Source organism: Chitinophaga sp. 01L420, from assembly GCF_056399985.1.
Window position 1 is genome coordinate 21,585 of sequence record NZ_JBFTSK010000031.1, and the last position, 17,130, is coordinate 38,714.

17 protein-coding genes are annotated in these 17,130 nt (G+C 45.1%); 7 read left to right on the top strand and 10 right to left on the bottom strand.

Going from position 1 to position 17,130, the window contains the following annotated elements:
* Positions 1-14: 14 nt before the first annotated feature.
* The 3 genes from kdpA to AC1DP6_RS24920 form a co-directional block, all read right to left on the bottom strand.
* Complete coding sequence (gene kdpA, locus AC1DP6_RS24910; RefSeq protein ID WP_477057265.1) at positions 15-1,727, bottom strand: potassium-transporting ATPase subunit KdpA; 1,713 nt, start codon at positions 1,725-1,727, stop codon at positions 15-17.
* 54 nt (positions 1,728-1,781) lie between these two features.
* Entirely contained in the window at positions 1,782-1,859 is a 78-nt protein-coding gene (locus AC1DP6_RS24915; protein WP_441573950.1) for a potassium-transporting ATPase subunit F, read from the bottom strand.
* A 108-nt stretch (positions 1,860-1,967) separates the two neighbouring features.
* The gene (locus AC1DP6_RS24920) at positions 1,968-2,312 is read right to left on the bottom strand and encodes a DUF7674 family protein (protein WP_441572883.1); all 345 of its coding nucleotides are present in this window, start codon (positions 2,310-2,312) and stop codon (positions 1,968-1,970) included.
* 249 nt (positions 2,313-2,561) lie between these two features.
* Between AC1DP6_RS24920 and AC1DP6_RS24925 the strand changes: the two genes are divergently transcribed.
* Both AC1DP6_RS24925 and AC1DP6_RS24930 read left to right on the top strand, forming a co-directional pair.
* On the top strand, positions 2,562-3,605 hold the full coding sequence (locus AC1DP6_RS24925; protein ID WP_477057266.1) for a tetratricopeptide repeat protein: 1,044 nt from the start codon (positions 2,562-2,564) through the stop codon (positions 3,603-3,605).
* A gap of 31 nt (positions 3,606-3,636) precedes the next feature.
* Entirely contained in the window at positions 3,637-4,170 is a 534-nt protein-coding gene (locus AC1DP6_RS24930; protein WP_477057267.1) for a DUF3267 domain-containing protein, read from the top strand.
* A gap of 7 nt (positions 4,171-4,177) precedes the next feature.
* Here AC1DP6_RS24930 and AC1DP6_RS24935 read toward each other — a convergent pair whose 3' ends face one another.
* From AC1DP6_RS24935 to AC1DP6_RS24950, 4 genes are all read right to left on the bottom strand, one after another.
* Positions 4,178-5,065, bottom strand: a complete 888-nt coding sequence (locus tag AC1DP6_RS24935; protein ID WP_477057268.1) for a helix-turn-helix domain-containing protein — start codon at positions 5,063-5,065, stop codon at positions 4,178-4,180.
* Between the two features lie 66 nt (positions 5,066-5,131).
* Complete coding sequence (locus AC1DP6_RS24940; protein WP_477057269.1) at positions 5,132-5,683, bottom strand: carboxymuconolactone decarboxylase family protein; 552 nt, start codon at positions 5,681-5,683, stop codon at positions 5,132-5,134.
* A 185-nt stretch (positions 5,684-5,868) separates the two neighbouring features.
* Positions 5,869-9,606: a DEAD/DEAH box helicase gene (locus tag AC1DP6_RS24945; RefSeq protein WP_477057270.1), complete on the bottom strand. Its 3,738-nt coding sequence runs from the start codon at positions 9,604-9,606 to the stop codon at positions 5,869-5,871.
* A gap of 234 nt (positions 9,607-9,840) precedes the next feature.
* The gene (locus AC1DP6_RS24950; RefSeq protein ID WP_477057271.1) at positions 9,841-10,752 is read right to left on the bottom strand and encodes an MBL fold metallo-hydrolase; all 912 of its coding nucleotides are present in this window, start codon (positions 10,750-10,752) and stop codon (positions 9,841-9,843) included.
* A gap of 85 nt (positions 10,753-10,837) precedes the next feature.
* Here AC1DP6_RS24950 and AC1DP6_RS24955 point away from each other — a divergent pair, with 85 nt between their 5' ends.
* On the top strand, positions 10,838-11,731 hold the full coding sequence (locus AC1DP6_RS24955; RefSeq protein ID WP_477057272.1) for a helix-turn-helix domain-containing protein: 894 nt from the start codon (positions 10,838-10,840) through the stop codon (positions 11,729-11,731).
* Between the two features lie 86 nt (positions 11,732-11,817).
* Complete coding sequence (locus AC1DP6_RS24960; protein ID WP_477025244.1) at positions 11,818-12,204, top strand: DoxX family protein; 387 nt, start codon at positions 11,818-11,820, stop codon at positions 12,202-12,204.
* Positions 12,205-12,282: 78 nt separating this feature from the next.
* Here AC1DP6_RS24960 and AC1DP6_RS24965 read toward each other — a convergent pair whose 3' ends face one another.
* The 3 genes from AC1DP6_RS24965 to gcvT form a co-directional block, all read right to left on the bottom strand.
* Positions 12,283-13,005: a 2-phosphosulfolactate phosphatase gene (locus tag AC1DP6_RS24965; protein ID WP_477057273.1), complete on the bottom strand. Its 723-nt coding sequence runs from the start codon at positions 13,003-13,005 to the stop codon at positions 12,283-12,285.
* Between the two features lie 16 nt (positions 13,006-13,021).
* Positions 13,022-13,495 (bottom strand): SRPBCC family protein, encoded by a 474-nt coding sequence (locus AC1DP6_RS24970; protein ID WP_477057274.1) that lies wholly within the window; start codon positions 13,493-13,495, stop codon positions 13,022-13,024.
* Positions 13,496-13,586: 91 nt separating this feature from the next.
* Entirely contained in the window at positions 13,587-14,675 is a 1,089-nt protein-coding gene (gene gcvT / locus AC1DP6_RS24975) for a glycine cleavage system aminomethyltransferase GcvT (protein WP_477057275.1), read from the bottom strand.
* Between the two features lie 201 nt (positions 14,676-14,876).
* On the opposite strand from gcvT, the gene AC1DP6_RS24980 reads away from it, so the two are divergent.
* From AC1DP6_RS24980 to AC1DP6_RS24990, 3 genes are all read left to right on the top strand, one after another.
* Complete coding sequence (locus tag AC1DP6_RS24980; RefSeq protein ID WP_477057276.1) at positions 14,877-16,163, top strand: M28 family peptidase; 1,287 nt, start codon at positions 14,877-14,879, stop codon at positions 16,161-16,163.
* 138 nt (positions 16,164-16,301) lie between these two features.
* Positions 16,302-16,697, top strand: a complete 396-nt coding sequence (locus AC1DP6_RS24985; protein WP_441572872.1) for a nuclear transport factor 2 family protein — start codon at positions 16,302-16,304, stop codon at positions 16,695-16,697.
* 12 nt (positions 16,698-16,709) lie between these two features.
* Positions 16,710-17,120 (top strand): hypothetical protein, encoded by a 411-nt coding sequence (locus AC1DP6_RS24990; RefSeq protein WP_477057277.1) that lies wholly within the window; start codon positions 16,710-16,712, stop codon positions 17,118-17,120.
* Positions 17,121-17,130 lie beyond the last annotated feature (10 nt).

The window sequence follows — 17,130 nt, forward strand, 5'->3', positions numbered from 1 at the left end:
CAGTCATTAAAAAATTACAGGGAAAAATACTCTGCGATAGGACCCAATGCCAGCGCCGGGAAATAAGACAAGGCAGTGAGAATAACAATCACAGCAAATGTCATGGCGCCGAAAGTGAGTGAATCTGTTTTCAGTGTACCGGCAGATTCAGGCACATATTTCTTGGAGGCCATCAAACCTGCAATCGCCACCGGTCCTATAATAGGCAGGAACCTGCCGAGGATCAGTACAAATCCGGTAGAAACGTTCCAGAATACGTTACCATCTCCCAAACCTTCAAAACCAGAACCGTTATTGGCATTGGCAGAAGTATACTCATACAGCATTTCAGAGAAGCCGTGGAAACTGGGATTGTTTAGCCACGCCGATGGCTTCACTGCCCAGTCCGCATTCGGATGATGCGATAACATATAAGCAGATAATGCTGTACCAGCCAGGATCAGGAAGGGCGATAACAGCGTAATGATGGCTGCAATCTTTACTTCCCTCGCTTCCAGTTTATGCCCCATGAATTCCGGTGTACGGCCTACCATGAGTCCTGATATAAATACTGCGATGATAATGTAGATGTAATAGTTCAGGATACCTACACCGCAACCACCATAAAGACAGTTCAGCATCATACCCAGCAACTGCATCAAACCGGTCATAGGCATGGTGCTATCGTGCCAGCCGCATACGGAACCCGTAGATATAATGGTGGTCACCGTACTCCAGTACCCGGTAGCTGCAGCGCCAAACCGCACTTCCTTGCCTTCCATGGCCCCCGTGACCTGGTGTATACCCATTTTGGCAATTTCCGGGTTCCCGGCCATTTCCTGCTGCATCGATGGGATCAGTAAACATATCATCCCAATGGTCATGATCCCGAATATGACATTGGCGAATTTTCTTTTCTGTATAAACAAGCCCAATGCAAAAACCATCGCAATAGGTAATACTACCTGTGCCACCATTTCTGTCATCCAGGTAACGTAGTTCGGATTTTCCAGCGGGTGCGCGGAGTTGGCTCCAAAGAAGCCACCACCATTGGTTCCCAGATGCTTGATAGCCACAAATCCGGCCACCGGACCACGGGATACATTCACAGTATCGCCCTGCATGGTTACAATGGTATCCTTGCCGGCGAAGCTGGCAGGCATTCCATTAAATATAAAGATGAGTGCAATGACAATGCTGAGAGGTAACAGGATACGGGTAATTGTTTTCAGGAAAATATCCCAGAAGTTACCCAGCTTGGTAGTCGTTTTTTCTTTCATCGCCTTAAACACTACTATCAGGGCGGCAATACCAGTAGCGGCACTTACAAATTGCAGGAAGGCCAGTACAAATAATTGCGTGAAATAGGTAACACCTGTTTCGCCGGAATAGTGTTGCAGGTTACAGTTTACCACAAAACTGATGGCGGTATTAAACGCCAGATCAGCCGACTGTCCCGGGTTGCCATCCGGATTCAGCGGCAGTTTATCCTGAAAAAACAACGCGAAGAAAGCATATACAAACCAAACCAGGTTGATTGTCAGCAATGCTTTCATGTGCTGCTTCCAGTCCATTTCTTCTTTCGGATTGATCCCGGAAATTTTGAAGAAAAGGCGTTCCAATGGCGACATAAAATCGGACCAGGTCCGCTCACCCCGGAATATTTTTACGATGTACCTGGACAGCGGCCAGGCTAGCAACAGCGTGATGCCATAGGTGGCAATTACGCCTAAAAGTTCTGTTGTCATTTCTATAGTTAGTTAAAAAAGCGTTGCGTATAGGCGTGGGAGATACTACTCCAATCAGAATTTTTCAGGTTTCAACAGTACATATATCATGTAGCCGAAAACGAAAAGTGATAAAACAAATAATGCAGTCATAATAGTTGAGTTAGATCTTTTCGAAATAGTCTACCGATTTAAAGAATAAGGCAAAGCAGGCCAGTCCCGCCAATACCAAGAGAATAGTCATCATCATAAAAGGTTGTTTTATATAGCAATTGTTTGTAAATGCTGGATCCTTACGTTCTTCAGAGATAAAGGCAGTAATTCCTTATGCTTTCCGCAGATCAGCGGAGATAACGTATACATAAATGCGCTCTCGATAGCGTTACGCAATGCATTACTTCCATTATGATACAATACACCCGCTACTGTGAAGCAACGTTTCACCTCGTGCAATTGTTCACTACGTATCATACGCCCGGTATAATCGGCGAAAGTGTGAATCACTTTACTAACGGAACCTTTGGCAGGTACCTGTTCCTCCGCGGGAAATGTAAATCCCGGGATCTGTAAACCTATTAGCTGAGAGATTTTCGAGTCTGGTAGCATCTGGATCAATTTGTTTTGATACAAATAGGGTAATGCCATTGGAATGCCAGCGTAACCGATCGAGGCTCATTATTGATATATTTAATTGATTATCAATATTTTAAAAAATAATTCAGGAAGAAGGGAGTAAACAGGGGTTGCAGAAAACCATGCAGAAATGGTAGGGTGTATGCAAAAATGAAAGTGTTTTTAATACCTTGCAGCCTTATTGTAGTATACCCGTTCCCGATACCTAAAGCCATTTTACCCATGGATGAAATCAATGAAGAAACACAGCCACCGGTCCCGAAAACCGGTTGCCATAATTGCACTAATCCCGAAATTGAACCGGGATATCTTACTCCTCTTTGCAGAGAATGCAGAAAAAAGTTCAGCCGATACCCCATACTTAACAGCGTGAAATGGGCTGCAGCTGGCGTAGCATTACTCATTTTGATTTCAGGGTACAATTTGCCCAGATATTTTAAAGCAGGGGTGACTTACCAGAAAGCCTTGAAAGCAGAGAAAACACATCACTATATCACCGAAAAAAGGTTGCTCGGACAAGTGTTGCAGCAATTTCCAGACAATTTCGAGGCTGGCGCCCACTACCTGATGGCCGTTGTACGGAGTGATAATTTTATAGAAGCCGATAGCATGCTGACGCTGATGGCTAACAAAAAAAGTGATAACCACGAGCTGGTCGATGAAGTGAACGAGGTGACGGAAACCCTCCGGTATTACAATCTAAGCGACACTTCTTTTGCAGCTTCCATTAGCCAGATAGCAGAAACCGATCCGGAGTATGAAAAGCAACTGGATAAGTATTGCAGTAAACATTCCGGGGATGCATGCGCTGTTTTCATGTTAGGCAGATATGCCTTTAATAGTGAGAACTATCCCAAAGCAGACAGCCTGTTTAGTATGCTGGCAACCACCAAACCAGATTTCCGTGTGGCAACCCTGTGGTTAGCCAATACCTATAGAGAAGAGAAAAAATATGATGAAGCAATAAAACTTTGCGAAAAAATACTGAAACAGAATGCCGAGTCACATCATGCATTAGCTGCCATCGCAAAAATACTATTAAAACAAAAACAAGATAAGGAAGCACTGCAAAAGGCAACCGCAGCATATGAGCTCAACCCAGATTCAGCAGCAAGCATATATGCACTTGCCATCGCAGATCATTTCAATAACAGGCTGAAAGAAAGGGATCAGTTGCTGGCAAAAATGAAAGTGATGCCAGACGCCGACTCCACTACCATTGCTGAAATGACAGACATTTTCAGCGGCAAAATCAGTTACAGATAATCCTCTTCCAACATCTAAAAAAATTAAAATCATGTTTGTACCTGGTATCATCATTGCCCTGATCACCTTCCCCGGTGTAATTGTACATGAACTTGCACACCAGCTTTTTTGCCGTTTGTTTGGCGTAGCCATATTTGAAGTAAAATATTTCCAGGTGGCTAATCCTGCCGGATACGTGATTCACGAAATCCCACGCAACCCGGTACATCAGCTGATGATCAGTATAGGTCCGTTTTTCGTAAACACCCTGTTAGGCTTCATCATTGCATTCCCTGCCGCTATTCCGGTAGTACAATTTCAGTCTGGTACTTTGTTCGATTATATATTACTGTACCTCGGCATCAGCATTGCCATGCACGCTTTTCCCAGTACAGGTGATGCAAAAAGCATGTGGGAAACCCTGTGGCATGGGAAAGATACGCCGCTGTGGCTTAAAGTACTGGCAGTTCCCGTAGCAGGATTGATTATGCTTGGTGCATTGGGCTCCTTCTTCTGGCTGGATCTTGCTTATGGAATATTTGTAGCCATAGGATTACCAAAGCTGATCATTGCCTTATGTGCATAAAAAAGGGTCATAACGAGGCAGCGCGACCAAAGCCCACGGTATTACGAAACATCTGCGGGGACACATCCGTATTGGCTTTAAAAAAGCGGCTGAAATAAAACTCGTCATCATAACCCAGTTCGAAAGCAATTTCCTTTACCGCCTTATTGGTCAGATACAGCTCCCGTTTGGCTTCTACAATGATGCGTTCTGCAATAAGGTGGGTAATGGTTCTATTGAAGTGCGTCCTGGTAATACGTCCCAGAGCCTTCGTGGAAATATTAAGCAGTGTCGCATAATCACCGGCACTGTGTTTCACCTTATAATTGCCTTCAATGGCATCTTTGAGGTGTTGTAAAATAAGGGGTTCTTTGTACTGGCTATCCGACAATAAATTCAACTCCTCCTGCTGCTGGATCTTTAACCGCGAAGCCGTTACCAGGAATATCTTAAGATAGGATATGAGCGCATCATACTGCGCCAGCTCTTTATGCTTCATTTCCATCTTCATCTGCTCAATGATCATATTGAAAGTAGCGGCTGCGCTGCTATCTACCTTCACATAGGGGGCCTGGTAAATGTTGTTAAACAACACCCCATTGCAGGACACCTCTTTATGATGCATGTGAATACAGAAAAAATCAGGATGAAACTGCAATGCCACCCCGGTCAGGCGGGAAGTGGTACAGAACATAAACGGCTGATATGGAGCAAATGCCAACAGGTTATTATCATCAAAGTCATAAGATGAAAAATCTGATTTCAATGTCCCACTTCCCTGATGCAACCAGATCACAGAATAGTAATTATTGCGCTGCACATGGTCAAAGTGATTGTTATTCTCAAAGGAAAATAGTTTCAGGGCAAGGTTTCCCGTAGCCGGATCCGTAAGTGTATAAGCAGTAGTTGTGTCCATAATACTGATAACAGTTTGATAATAAACAGGTGCGTGCACTTTCACCTGCTTATTATATCCGTAAAATTAAACTATTGCAGCATGTGCTGTTACCGGTGGAAAATCAATTTCCGTTTCGGCCGTATTATTAAAATAATTGGTCAGGATATTTAATCCTACATGGCCTATCACTTCTCCAATTTCACCTTCTGTTAAACCTGCCGCTTTCACAGCCTCAACATCCTCATCACTCACATGACCATTTTTGCTCACCAATGTTTTAGCAAACTGCAGGATAGCCTGTGTCTTCGCATCTGCCGATTTACCTTCTCTGGATGCAGCCAAAGTTTCGGCGTCAATTTTTACCAGGTTGGTACCTATAAAGGTAYGGGCCGACAGGCAGTAGTCGCAACTGTTGCTTTCTCCTACAGCAAGTGCAATCAGCTCACCTGTTTTTGTACCAAGACTTCCACCACCGAGTGCGCTGCTCAGTTGGAGGTATCCGTTCAGCAGGGCAGGTGAGTTACCCATTGTACGCATCATATTGGGAACCACGCCCAGTTTGCCTTGTACAGCATTAAACAGTTCTTTGGTTTTACCGGAAGCGGTGTCGGGATTCAGTGCAGTTAATCGTGCCATGTTTTTAAGTTTTTACTTTGTGAAGATTTTATGCAGTTGTTATTGATAGCACAAAATTGGTACAAAGCAACCGGCTATACCATGCAGAATTAACGCAATCGCATGGACAATTTTCCCCGGACACCTGAACACATAAAAAAAGGGGCACCTCAGGCACCCCTTTTAACTTATTTACATACTGTTCATTAACTGAACAAATACAATACATCTTCCTTCGTCAACTTCTTCACAAAACCACTGTCGTCAGAAATAATTTCTTTTACCAGTGACTTCTTGCGTTCCTGCAACTGCAGTATCTTTTCTTCCACCGTGTCTTTACAGATCATGCGGTAAGCGAAAATATTTTTCGTTTGTCCGATACGGTGCGTACGGTCAATCGCTTGTTGCTCTACCGCCGGATTCCACCATGGGTCTACGATGTATACATAGTCCGCTGCGGTGAGGTTCAAGCCCACACCACCGGCTTTCAGTGAAATCAGGAATACGCGGCATTCATCGTTGTTCTGGAAGTTCTGAATGGCTTTTTCACGATCTACTGTAGAAGTACTACCATCGAAATATTCGTAAGGAATTTTGAGGTGCTGCATCCGGTCGCGGATCAGTCCCAGCATTCCCAGGAATTGAGAGAAGATCAGCACTTTGTGGTTGCCGATGTTTTCAGATATTTCGCGGGTCAGTTCATGCAGTTTCACAGAGTGATTCGGATACTGCTCCGTATCGTTGAGGATAGCAGGGGAGTCACAAATCTGCCGCAGTTTCATCAAACCTTGCAGGATGGTGAGCTGTGAACGTTCCATACCCTGATCTTCAATAACACCGAGGATCTTGGAGCGATAGGTATTGCGGTAGGCATCGTAAATATGCCGTTGTTCCGCATCCATTTCGCAGAAGATCACCGTTTCTATTTTTTCCGGCAGGTCTTTCGCCACCTGTTCTTTGGTACGGCGAAGGATAAACGGATAGATCAGTTTACGCAGGTGTTCTTTTCTTTCTTCATCCTGGAATTTATCGATAGGCGTAGCAAATTCGTTGCGGAAAAAGTCTACACTACCGAGCATACCCGGATTCAGGAAGTTCATCTGCGCATAGATATCAAAAGTATTATTCTGCATAGGCGTACCACTCAGCGCCAGCCTGTTTTTTGTTTGTAACAGTTGCGCCGCTTTGGTAACCTTGGATTGCGGATTTTTGATAGCCTGTGATTCATCAAGGATCACATAGTCAAACTCCACTTTCATGAGCAGCTGAATATCACTGCGCAAGGTGCCGTAGGTAGTAATAATGGCATCAAATTTCACCAGTTCTTCCGACGATTTCAGTCGTGCAGGGCCGTGGTGGATATGATGTCTGATATCCGGTGTGAATTTCTTTATTTCATTTTCCCAGTTGTAAATCAGCGTGGTAGGACAAACTATCAACGCCATTGTTTTACCACCGTTCTTGTTTTTGTAATACTGTAAGAAGGTGAGGGCCTGAATGGTTTTACCCAACCCCATGTCATCGGCGAGAATACCGCCCCATTTGATGTCATCGAGGTAGTTGAGCCATTGGAAGCCACTCTCCTGGTAAGGTCGCAGGGTAGCCTGCAAATTCTCAGGAAGCGCAATGTTACGGATCTCATCGAACTGCAGCAGTTTGCGGCGCTTTTGTTCCAGCTCCAGTACTACTGCTTCATCATCTATAAACTCATACAGTTCATCGATTACGCTGAAGTTGTATTTGCTGAGTTTAAGACCTTTATCTTTTTCTTCCCCTACTTTAAAGAGCAGGGAATATTTGCGCAGCCATTCTTCCGGCAGCAGGCCCAGGGAGCCATCTGCCAGCTGAACATAGTTCTGTTTGTTGGCCAGCGCATTTTTAATATCCTTGATACTTACTTTCTGATCGCCATATAATACTTCGATCTGTGCGTCAAACCAGTCGATGCCCGAGCTGATCTGTAAGTTGGTAACCGGTTTATGCGAACTGAATTTAAAGTTGCGCAGGTTATCAAATCCGAACACGCGCACATTCATTTCTTTCAGCGCATCAAAGAAGAGGAAGAACCAGTTGTTCTTCAGGGCTTCTTTAGCACGCAGATAAAAATAGTTGTGGTTATCGTGTTGGGCGAAGTTGGTATGTAAGGTGCGGAGCTTGGCTACAAATTCTTCTTCCGCCTCTTTATTACGATGGATGATGAGCACTTTGTTGCCTTCCTGCACAGTGATCTTGCTCTCATCATTCCATTCTACTTCCTGGCCGCGGTAAGCGAAACCTGGTTGTATGATAAATGTTTCGCCCAGCTCTTTCAGGAATACGCGGGATTCAGGCATGATATCATCTACCTCAGCCAGCAATCCTTTGTCGAACTGGATATCGTACTGACGACTTAAAGGCAGCAGGTAATCTTTCAGGTAAGCCGGCCATTCCTTGTTGGCGATGCGCAGTTTACCGCTTTGTCTGAAGAGTTCCACGTGCAGGGCATCCTGTGGACTTTCAAACAAATAAATCACCTGTTTGTAGAGGAACATTAAAGGGCTTTCCCATTCGTTGTCCGCTACATTTACCAGTTCACCTTCAATATTTACGTAACAGTTTACTTCTACATGCGTATCGCCTGTATGGGTTTTGATCACCAGTTTGAGGCGGTCGGCACCTATTTGTAGTTGTTGTAAATTTTTTGTTTTGAAGGCTTGCCTGTTGGGCAGCGCAAATACCAGTCCGTGCTCGGCCAGCTGAGGAAACAGTTTGGCCAGCTTAGGATGCAGGTATTCCAGCATCAGCTCTTTTGTTTCGGTGGGTAGTTCTTCCGCATTTTCGTGCGTAATATTTTCCCAGATGCCGGCAAACGGAGAGTTTTTGCTAAGGAATTTGCTCACTTCGCTGCCTTGTAATTTTCGTATAGGTGCTATGAGTTCCCTGTCTTTTTCCTTGTACTGGTAAAAGTCTACGTATTTGGTAAGATCCAGTTTGCTGGCGAGCGATACGAAGGCAGTTTGCTCATCGTTTATTTCGCCGCTGACCAGGTCTATTTTGAAATAAGGATACAACGTTTCGTTGGCATTGAAAACCGCTGCCAGCCGTTGTGTAATGGTAATGGTTTCTTCCGGTGGCGGAGGAGCCGTTACGGGCTGTCTGCCTGCTGCGGCGCCATCTACCCGTTTAATGGTAGGATCCAGTACCCGGAGAAATGGTTTGCCATCCATATAAGAGAAGGCGAATTTCCCGTTCAGGTCATCTGACAGGGAGTAGCCATATAGGGACAGCAGTTTGTTTTTTTCTTTATCCCAGTTACGGAGGGTATCGAAGTAAAACGGACCATTTTTCTGCAGCAGTTGGAGAAAGAGGGCTGTTTTATGAACACACAGCGCATGTTCTGTTTCATCGCAGGTGCAGTGGGTATCATAAAAGCGTTCTTCATTCCGTTGAATGATCAGCGGAAATTCTTCTCCATCCAGCTTCAGGAGGGCTTCTACCTTTTCATCTTTGGCCAGTTTTATTTTGGCAGGATGTTTTTTGGCAATTTCTTCTGCCTCGGCGAGGATAGCACCGGAGGTCAGGAGTTTAATTGATTTGATATCGATAGACTTCATTTTAATCAGCGTGTGCTGCTGATCAAACTGTGTGTCGAAGCTCTCGAAATGATTTTTATCCAGCATTTCCTGTAGCTGGAAAAGCGCGGCTGCTTCGTGCCGGCAGATGTCACCCAGGTTGTATGGGCACTGACACCGGATAGACATACCTGTTGTTTCTCCATACTTGCTGATGGAAACACGGTAGTAATTGGCATGTGTGTCGCTCTTTACGCGGAAGGTAGCTGATTTCAGTACCGGGTCTGCCTCGATGAGTTCAACGCCCCCGGCCGAAAAAATACGCTTCCCCCTGCGGATCACTTCATCAGTGCCGTTGTTGTAAACATATTTTAGCAAATGGGGTAGCGACATACTATACGTTGTTGCCCGCTTTTATTATCAGCAAAAGGGTTAATAGATATATCAAAAAAACTTAACAGCTGATAAAAAGGCAATCCACAAAAGTAAGCAGAAATTTTCTAATAACCCGCAGGCCACTCATCAAGAAGAGATGAACCGCACCCCGGTTGCCATGGCGAGGTAGCGGGAATTTTTCCTTATCTTTTTTTACAAATATAGATGCTTGTTTATCAACCCTTTAATAGGTTAACGGATGCGCCTCAGGTATCTTTCCAAAGAAAAATCTACCGCGGCAGATGCACCTGTTTTAATATATTTTCCAAAAGCACCATACATGGCATCGTATGCTAAGGGTTTCACCGCCGCATGCAATACATTAATTTCCCGCGCAGATAACGGGATATTATTTGGATAACTATACATCACAGATACCGTTTTTCTATCGGAGGATACCTGGATAACATCACCCACGAGCAACATGCCCTTGCCAGCAGGAGCGTAAAGCACATTACCACCGGCAAAATGACCTCCACAAAGCACCAGCTTAATACCATCCCACAAGGTTAGTTCATTACCAGACCATAACTTAATCACCTCATCGCGGCGTTGCAGCCATTCCGCATCCAGCTGATGTACATACACCGGGATATTGCCAAAAGCATGGCTCCATTCCACGATGGTAGAAAAATAATGCGGGTGGGAGAGTGCAATCGCCTTGATCCCCCCCAACTGTTGTATGATATTTATCGTAGAGGCGTCCAGGTTAGCAAGGCAATCCCACAGGATGTTACCACCGGGAGTAATGAGCAAATGCGCCCGCTGCCCGATAGCAAAATCAGGAGTAGAATAGATCGCATATAAATTAGGAGCTACCAGCTCTATAATATTTTTATGCGTTTTCTGCACCTGCTCCAGGGTGGTCCAGCTTTGGCCGCCCGGATTTACGTATTGGCGGTCGTCTTCGCAGATAGGGCAATGTTCCGGCGCCTTCGCACTGGCTTCATATTGCACCCCGCAGGTGCTGCAGAGATAGTGTGTCATAGTTTCTTCTTTATCGTTAGGCTTGAAAATATAGGGATTTTTAAACAAAACAGGCAAACCCATCATTGCCAATGTACTTTGCCTGATCCAGTTTCTTCTTGATGTATCGTCTGACATATTCCATTATTTTTACCCCACAAAACTACGCCGGCCCGATAGCCGGCTCAATGGACATACCTAACAATCTCTTGTACATTTGGACATGCAGCGAAAACAGATTCCATCTCATCGTATATCCGACGGCGTTACCGCCAACATCCCCACTCAGCTCAAAGATGTGCTGGTGGCGGGCATAAACGATGAAGGAAAGGTCATGAAACGGCAATATCCCCACCGTCATGACTATTATGAAATTATGTTGCTGAACGACAGTGAAGGCATACATCATGTAGATTTCACACCTTACCCATTCAAAGGACCAGCCGTGTTTATGTTATCCCCGGAACAAGTACATGAACTGGTGCGTACTAAAGGCAGCAGGGGCTTTTCCCTGAAATTTAACGAGCCGTTTTTCAGCAGCGGCAACGACCCCGACAACCAGCTATACGCCCACTTCCTGTTCGACAACCTGCAAACCTATCCTGTAATTGAGCTGCAACCACCTGAATACACCCGCTTACATACCCTGATGACGCTGGCGCTGCAGGAATACGACCAGGCGGGCAATGGTGCAGCAGATATCCTGTTTTCCTATATCCGCGTGATCCTGATGGAAATACTGCGTATCCGGAAACAACACCTGCAGGAAACACACCTTCATCCCGGCATCCCACAAACACAGTTGCTGGAATTTAAAAAGCTGCTGCATCAGCATTTTCATGAACTGCATGAAGTACAGGACTATGCCGCCAGACTGCATATTACACCCCGGCAACTGAATACGCTGGTACAAAAACTCACCGGCAAAACTGCCGGCACCCTTATAAAGGAACGTATGCTGCTGGAAGCCAAGCGCCTGTTATTCACAGACACGCTCAGTATCAAGGAAATAGGCTATCAGATTGGCTTTGAAGACCCTGCCTATTTTAATCGTTTCTTCAAAAAAAATATGGGTATAGCTCCACAGCAATTCCGGGAACAGGAACAGCAAATGTAAAAAAGTACAATACAAACCACTTTTTATCCATCGACTGGTGTGTTGATGTAGTCTACTTTTGTGGTATTACTTAAACTACAATTGCTATGAAAGACAACAACAAATTGGCATTTCTAATTTTACGTATAGGCATAGGCGTTTTATTTACCATTTTTGGTATCATGAAACTGGCCGGCGGCCCTGGTACCTGGGGCTTCCTGGGCGGCACCTTAAAAACGGTGGGGATTGATTTCTTCCCGGTTGGATTTGGCTTACTGGCTACCCTGGCAGAGTTCTTAGGCGGGCTTGCATTGATCACCGGATTTTTTGTGAGACCATTAGCGATCGGTTTATTCTTAACCATGGTCGTGGCCACGATCTTTAAAGTGAGCAGTGGCGCCTCTTTTGCAGAAATATCTTACCCGTTGACGATGTTGCTGGTGACCACGTTTTTTGCGCTGAATAAAGGCAAGGTTTCGTCCGTGGCAGCCTGAGAGGGTCAAAAAAGAGGAGCGAAGATCCCATCGTTGATATGGTCATCTTCGCTCCTCTTTTTATCCAATGCAAGAAAATTATCCTGCAATCAACTCCCCGTCCTTAAACAGTGGCAGCACGTTAGCGCCATCTGCGGTGAGGCAGTAATGTATATCTTTTTCCAGCCCATAATTCGCTAAGCGCTTGTAGTGGGACGCTTGTGTCATAAAGGTATAGATATCGCCTTTGGCGGTATCGTAAAGGGTTTCTGCGGCAACAGCAGAATCACAGCTTACGTCAAAGTGCGCTTTGATGCGGCTTACCACGGCGCCGGCAAACAGAGTATCTTCCATGTTTACACGGTCTTTCCAGGCAGCACAGCCAAGAATAACGTTTTGATTTTGTGCGATGAGGTAATCACACACGGCGCTGATATTAGGGAAAGAGCCGGTAATGATTTGTATGGCATCTTTCGCCATGTGCAATAATTTGGTACCGTTGGTAGTGGTTAAAACGAGTGTTTTATTTTCTACAAACTCACGTGGATACTCGAAAGGAGAATTTCCGTGTACCAGTCCTTCTGCTATTCTGCCATCGCGTTCACCGGCGGTGATGCCACCAATGGCACGGCCGATGTTCACACATTCCTCCACACTGGCCACTGGTATTACCCGGGAAGCACCATTATACAGTGCAGTGCAAATGGTAGAAGTAGCGCGTAGTACATCTATAATAACTACAATACTGTTTTTTACATCAAACAAATGTAATAAAGCCGGAGATAAACATACTTCCAGACTGGGTTTGTTGCTTTCTGTCATTCAATTACTTTTAACTTTAATCAAGGATTACTCTCCACTTTTCACTCTCTGCATAACCCTTAATGGCATTATTACGCTCCTGCAGGAGTTTGGTCATATATTTACACAGATAGAATCGTTCAAATACCCGTCCGAACCAGCCGTAGGGCGTTCCAAAATCCATGATATCAATCATTACTGTACCGTTGCCGATTTCTTTAAAGTGATGTTCATGGTTCAAATGGGTAAAGTCGCCGGAAGTCATTTCATCAGTAAAGAACTCATTCTGGCGCATCGCGGTGATCTTAGTCGTCAGCTCCCTCATTTTGCCCAGATGCTTTGCTCGCCAGGTCACTGTTTCGTTATAAGATATCAGTCCGTTGGTACGACCTTTTATCGCGTCCTCCTGGCGGTGCGACATACTTTTTTTGTGCAGCGTAATGCTCCTGCTCAGGTCAAAGACCCTCTCCAGCGGAGCATGGATGACAGTAGTTAAGTGAATGGTAGGCATAGATATGGTAATAAAATATAAAAATTCCGGTGCACTGAAAACTTTCCAGGCACCGAAATTAACAACTTTAACCGGCTATTCATACATATTCCTAACTCAGGAATGGCACTTTTACCACTTTTGCTTTCAGGGCCTTATCCCTAACGGCAATAAATATTTCAGTATCCTGCGCTGCGAAAGCTGTTTTCACATAGCCGAGACCGATAGCTTTCTGCATAGAAGGGGATTGGGTGCCGGAAGTTACGCGGCCAATCAAATTACCTTCCGCATCTTTAATTTCGTAGTCGTGACGGGGAATACCTTTATCCACCATTTCAAAACCTACCAGCTTTCTGGTAACACCTTCTGCTTTCTGTTTTGCAAATAACTCGCTGGAGGTAAATGGTTTGGTGAATTTGGTGATCCATCCCAAACCAGCTTCCATGGGAGAAGTAGTATCGTCAATATCATTACCGTAGAGGCAAAAACCCATTTCCAGACGGAGGGTATCGCGGGCGGCCAAACCAATAGGTTTCAGGCCCTTAGGACCACCGGCTGCGAAAATAGCGTCCCAGATCTTGTCTGCTGCGCCATCTACATCTTCAAAATAAATTTCCACACCACCTGCGCCAGTGTAGCCGGTAGCGCTGATCACGACGTTAGGTACTCCTGCAAACATGCCTTTGGTGAAGGTGTAGTACTTCATGTTCACGAGGTCTACTTCTGTGAGCGGTTGGAGAATGCTGGTAGCATTAGGTCCCTGGATGGCCAGCAGACAGGTTTTGTCGGAAATGTTGTGCATTTCCACGTTGTTGGTGTTGAACTGGCTGATCCAGTTCCAGTCTTTTTCAATATTGCTGGCATTTACCACCAGCATGTATACTTTATTTTCTTCGATGCAATAAACCAGCAGATCGTCTACGATACCACCGTTGTTGTTGGGTAAACAGCTGTACTGAGCTTTGCCTGCAGTGAGCTTGGATGCATCATTGCTGGTAACGCGCTGAATCAGGTCCAGTGCATTTTCGCCCTTTAAAATAAATTCGCCCATGTGGCTTACATCGAACACGCCGGCGTTTGTACGCACCGCCTGATGCTCATCGTTAATACCAGTGTAGGAAATAGGCATGTTGTAACCCGCAAAGGCAGCCATCTTGGCACCCAGCGCAATGTGTTTCTCTGTAAAAGGCGTGTTTTTCATACTTTGTTTTTAAAACGGGGCAAAAATAGCGATTTGAGAATTATGAACGGCCAACAGAAAGTGGCGAATGACTGTTTTAAGACGAAAGCATTACATTATAATTAGTTAGAATACAACAGGATCGTCAAAAGAACTTCACTCAATTTAGCTATTCGACACTGGTAATCCGTAATTTTGCACCAACACCCAAATCAGATTGCTGTGAAAAAGATAACCTGGCTGTTACCATTGGTGGTTGTAACCATATACGTTCATGCACAGAAGAAAGAGGACAGAAAAACCATAGGTAACCTACAATTGCACATTAATTACCTAAGCAGCGATAAGCTGGAAGGCCGTAGTACCGGGGCTCCCGGTGAACAGCTCGCCGCAGCATACATTGCCGCACAGATGCAGCAAAACGGTTTAACTCCCATGGGAGAAGATGGATTTTTACAGACTTTTACCATAAAAGAAACCCGTGAACCGGCAGCTTCCTGCCATATAACCATCAATGAAGATAAGTTGCTGGCAGGCAAACAATTTCTCCCATTACCCTTCAGCGCAGAGAAATCAGCCAAAGGCGAAGCGATGCCCAGCGTAAATGAACCCGATAACATCTGGCTCATTAATGTGGCCGAAATAGATTCCGACAGCCAGAAAAGCATGCTCCAGCTATATCTGCAGCAAACCCAGATCGCCGAAAAATCCGGCGCCTCCGGTGTGGTATTTTATAATGGGAAAGAAACCATTGCTGAAGTACTGAAATGGCTCGAGCAACACCCAACCCCTACAGGCATCCCGGCCGTTTGGGTGAGCAACGATGTCAGCAAAAAGCTGAATGCCGAAGATGCCGGCAGCTTCCAGGTAAACATGCAGATTGCCTTTAAAGCCATTAAACGCAGCGGTACCAACGTGATCGGCTATATTAACAACAAAGCCCCCAGAACCATCATCATCGGCGCACATTATGACTACCGCGGTTGGGAAACCACGTCCAGGGCAGAAGATAATGCCAGCGGAACAGCGGCTTTGCTGGAAATAGCCCGCTTACTGAACAACTCCCGTCTCCATAACAACAACTATATTATTGCCGCCTTTTCCGGCAAGGAACAAGGCTTGTCCGGCTCTAAATATTTTGCGGCCCACAGCACCGTGAACCTTTCGCAGGTAAACTATATGATTAATATGGACGGCATCGGCCAGCTGAACCCCGGCACCGCCTTACAGATCGGTGGCACCGGCACCTCCCCGGGATGGGCTGCAATTCTACAACAGGCCACTACCAAAGAGCTGCCACTGGTATATGATTCCAGYGGTATCTACAACTCTGATCATGCATCTTTCTACAAAAAAAATATACCCGTTCTTTACTTCTCTACCAGCACGGCCACCAGCGACAACAAGATAAATTACGATGGCACCCTCAACGTGTTGAAGCTGGTATACAATATCATTGATAAAACAAACGATAAAGACAAACTCGCATTCACAGGAATTACGAATTAGGAATTACGAATTACGGATTTGTGGGGAGATGATAGCGGTCAACCTCCCCACAAATCCGTAATTCGTAATTCCTAATTCGTAATTCTAACCTCTAATTGTATATTTTCGCACCGTACATACTTCAATTTATCCCTTTAAATGGACGAGAAACTGGCGCTTATATACCGGTATTTCCAGCTGCTGGAGAGCTTTTCAGCAGACCCCGTTGAATTTGCCAGGATTTTTCATCCCAACATCATTCAGACTGAATATCCAAATCAGCTCTCGAATGAGATCAAACAACGAAATTTTGAGATCATGCTGGAAAGCATGGCTACCAATAAAATCATCTTAAAATCCCAACACTTCAGCGTGCTGAAAGTAGTGGAATCCGGCAACACCCTCGTGGTAGAAGCCAAATGGACCGGCGAAATAGGAGTAGATGCAGGACAATTCCGCCGGGGACAAATAATGAAAGCATTCATCTGCACCATCATCGAATTTCGCGATGGCAAAATTTACCGCCAACGCAACTACGATTGTTACGAACATTAAAGCTTTGAGATCATGAATAAAATATTATCACTCCTTACTATCACCGTAACACTGTTTGCGTGTAACCATTCCCGTAATGACGAGCACACTACAGACAAATCCGCTTACGATGTGATCAGCGAGAAATCCTACGTGTACCGCGAATTTAAACCGGCCGCCAGCGCAGAGAACGATTCCGTACTGCAACTAAGAAAACAACTCACCGACTACCTGGACCAGCACCAGTTTAAAGGCCACATCGCCGCAAAAGATAGCCTGCTGTTTCACCGCGCCAACGGCCAGGAAGTGATCATAGAATTACCCACCCCTCAGGATATATGGGAACAAAGCACTATTATCGTTTTTGATCCGCAGAAAAATCCTTTGTTCGTAAATTTACATAAAGGCACTGCCCAGTTAGATCATTACATTCAAGTAAAATAATCAGATAAGA

Coding starts and splice junctions, on each gene's coding strand:
- AC1DP6_RS24955 (WP_477057272.1), top strand. CDS start 10,838: ATGCAGCGAAAACAGATTCCATCTCATCGTATATCCGACGGCGTTACC.
- AC1DP6_RS24930 (WP_477057267.1), top strand. CDS start 3,637: ATGTTTGTACCTGGTATCATCATTGCCCTGATCACCTTCCCCGGTGTA.
- AC1DP6_RS24990 (WP_477057277.1), top strand. CDS start 16,710: ATGAATAAAATATTATCACTCCTTACTATCACCGTAACACTGTTTGCG.
- AC1DP6_RS24920 (WP_441572883.1), bottom strand. CDS start 2,312: ATGCTACCAGACTCGAAAATCTCTCAGCTAATAGGTTTACAGATCCCG.
- AC1DP6_RS24970 (WP_477057274.1), bottom strand. CDS start 13,495: ATGCCTACCATTCACTTAACTACTGTCATCCATGCTCCGCTGGAGAGG.
- AC1DP6_RS24935 (WP_477057268.1), bottom strand. CDS start 5,065: ATGGACACAACTACTGCTTATACACTTACGGATCCGGCTACGGGAAAC.
- gcvT (WP_477057275.1), bottom strand. CDS start 14,675: ATGAAAAACACGCCTTTTACAGAGAAACACATTGCGCTGGGTGCCAAG.
- AC1DP6_RS24985 (WP_441572872.1), top strand. CDS start 16,302: ATGGACGAGAAACTGGCGCTTATATACCGGTATTTCCAGCTGCTGGAG.
- AC1DP6_RS24945 (WP_477057270.1), bottom strand. CDS start 9,606: ATGTCGCTACCCCATTTGCTAAAATATGTTTACAACAACGGCACTGAT.
- AC1DP6_RS24950 (WP_477057271.1), bottom strand. CDS start 10,752: ATGTCAGACGATACATCAAGAAGAAACTGGATCAGGCAAAGTACATTG.
- kdpA (WP_477057265.1), bottom strand. CDS start 1,727: ATGACAACAGAACTTTTAGGCGTAATTGCCACCTATGGCATCACGCTG.
- AC1DP6_RS24925 (WP_477057266.1), top strand. CDS start 2,562: ATGGATGAAATCAATGAAGAAACACAGCCACCGGTCCCGAAAACCGGT.
- AC1DP6_RS24960 (WP_477025244.1), top strand. CDS start 11,818: ATGAAAGACAACAACAAATTGGCATTTCTAATTTTACGTATAGGCATA.
- AC1DP6_RS24915 (WP_441573950.1), bottom strand. CDS start 1,859: ATGACTGCATTATTTGTTTTATCACTTTTCGTTTTCGGCTACATGATA.
- AC1DP6_RS24965 (WP_477057273.1), bottom strand. CDS start 13,005: ATGACAGAAAGCAACAAACCCAGTCTGGAAGTATGTTTATCTCCGGCT.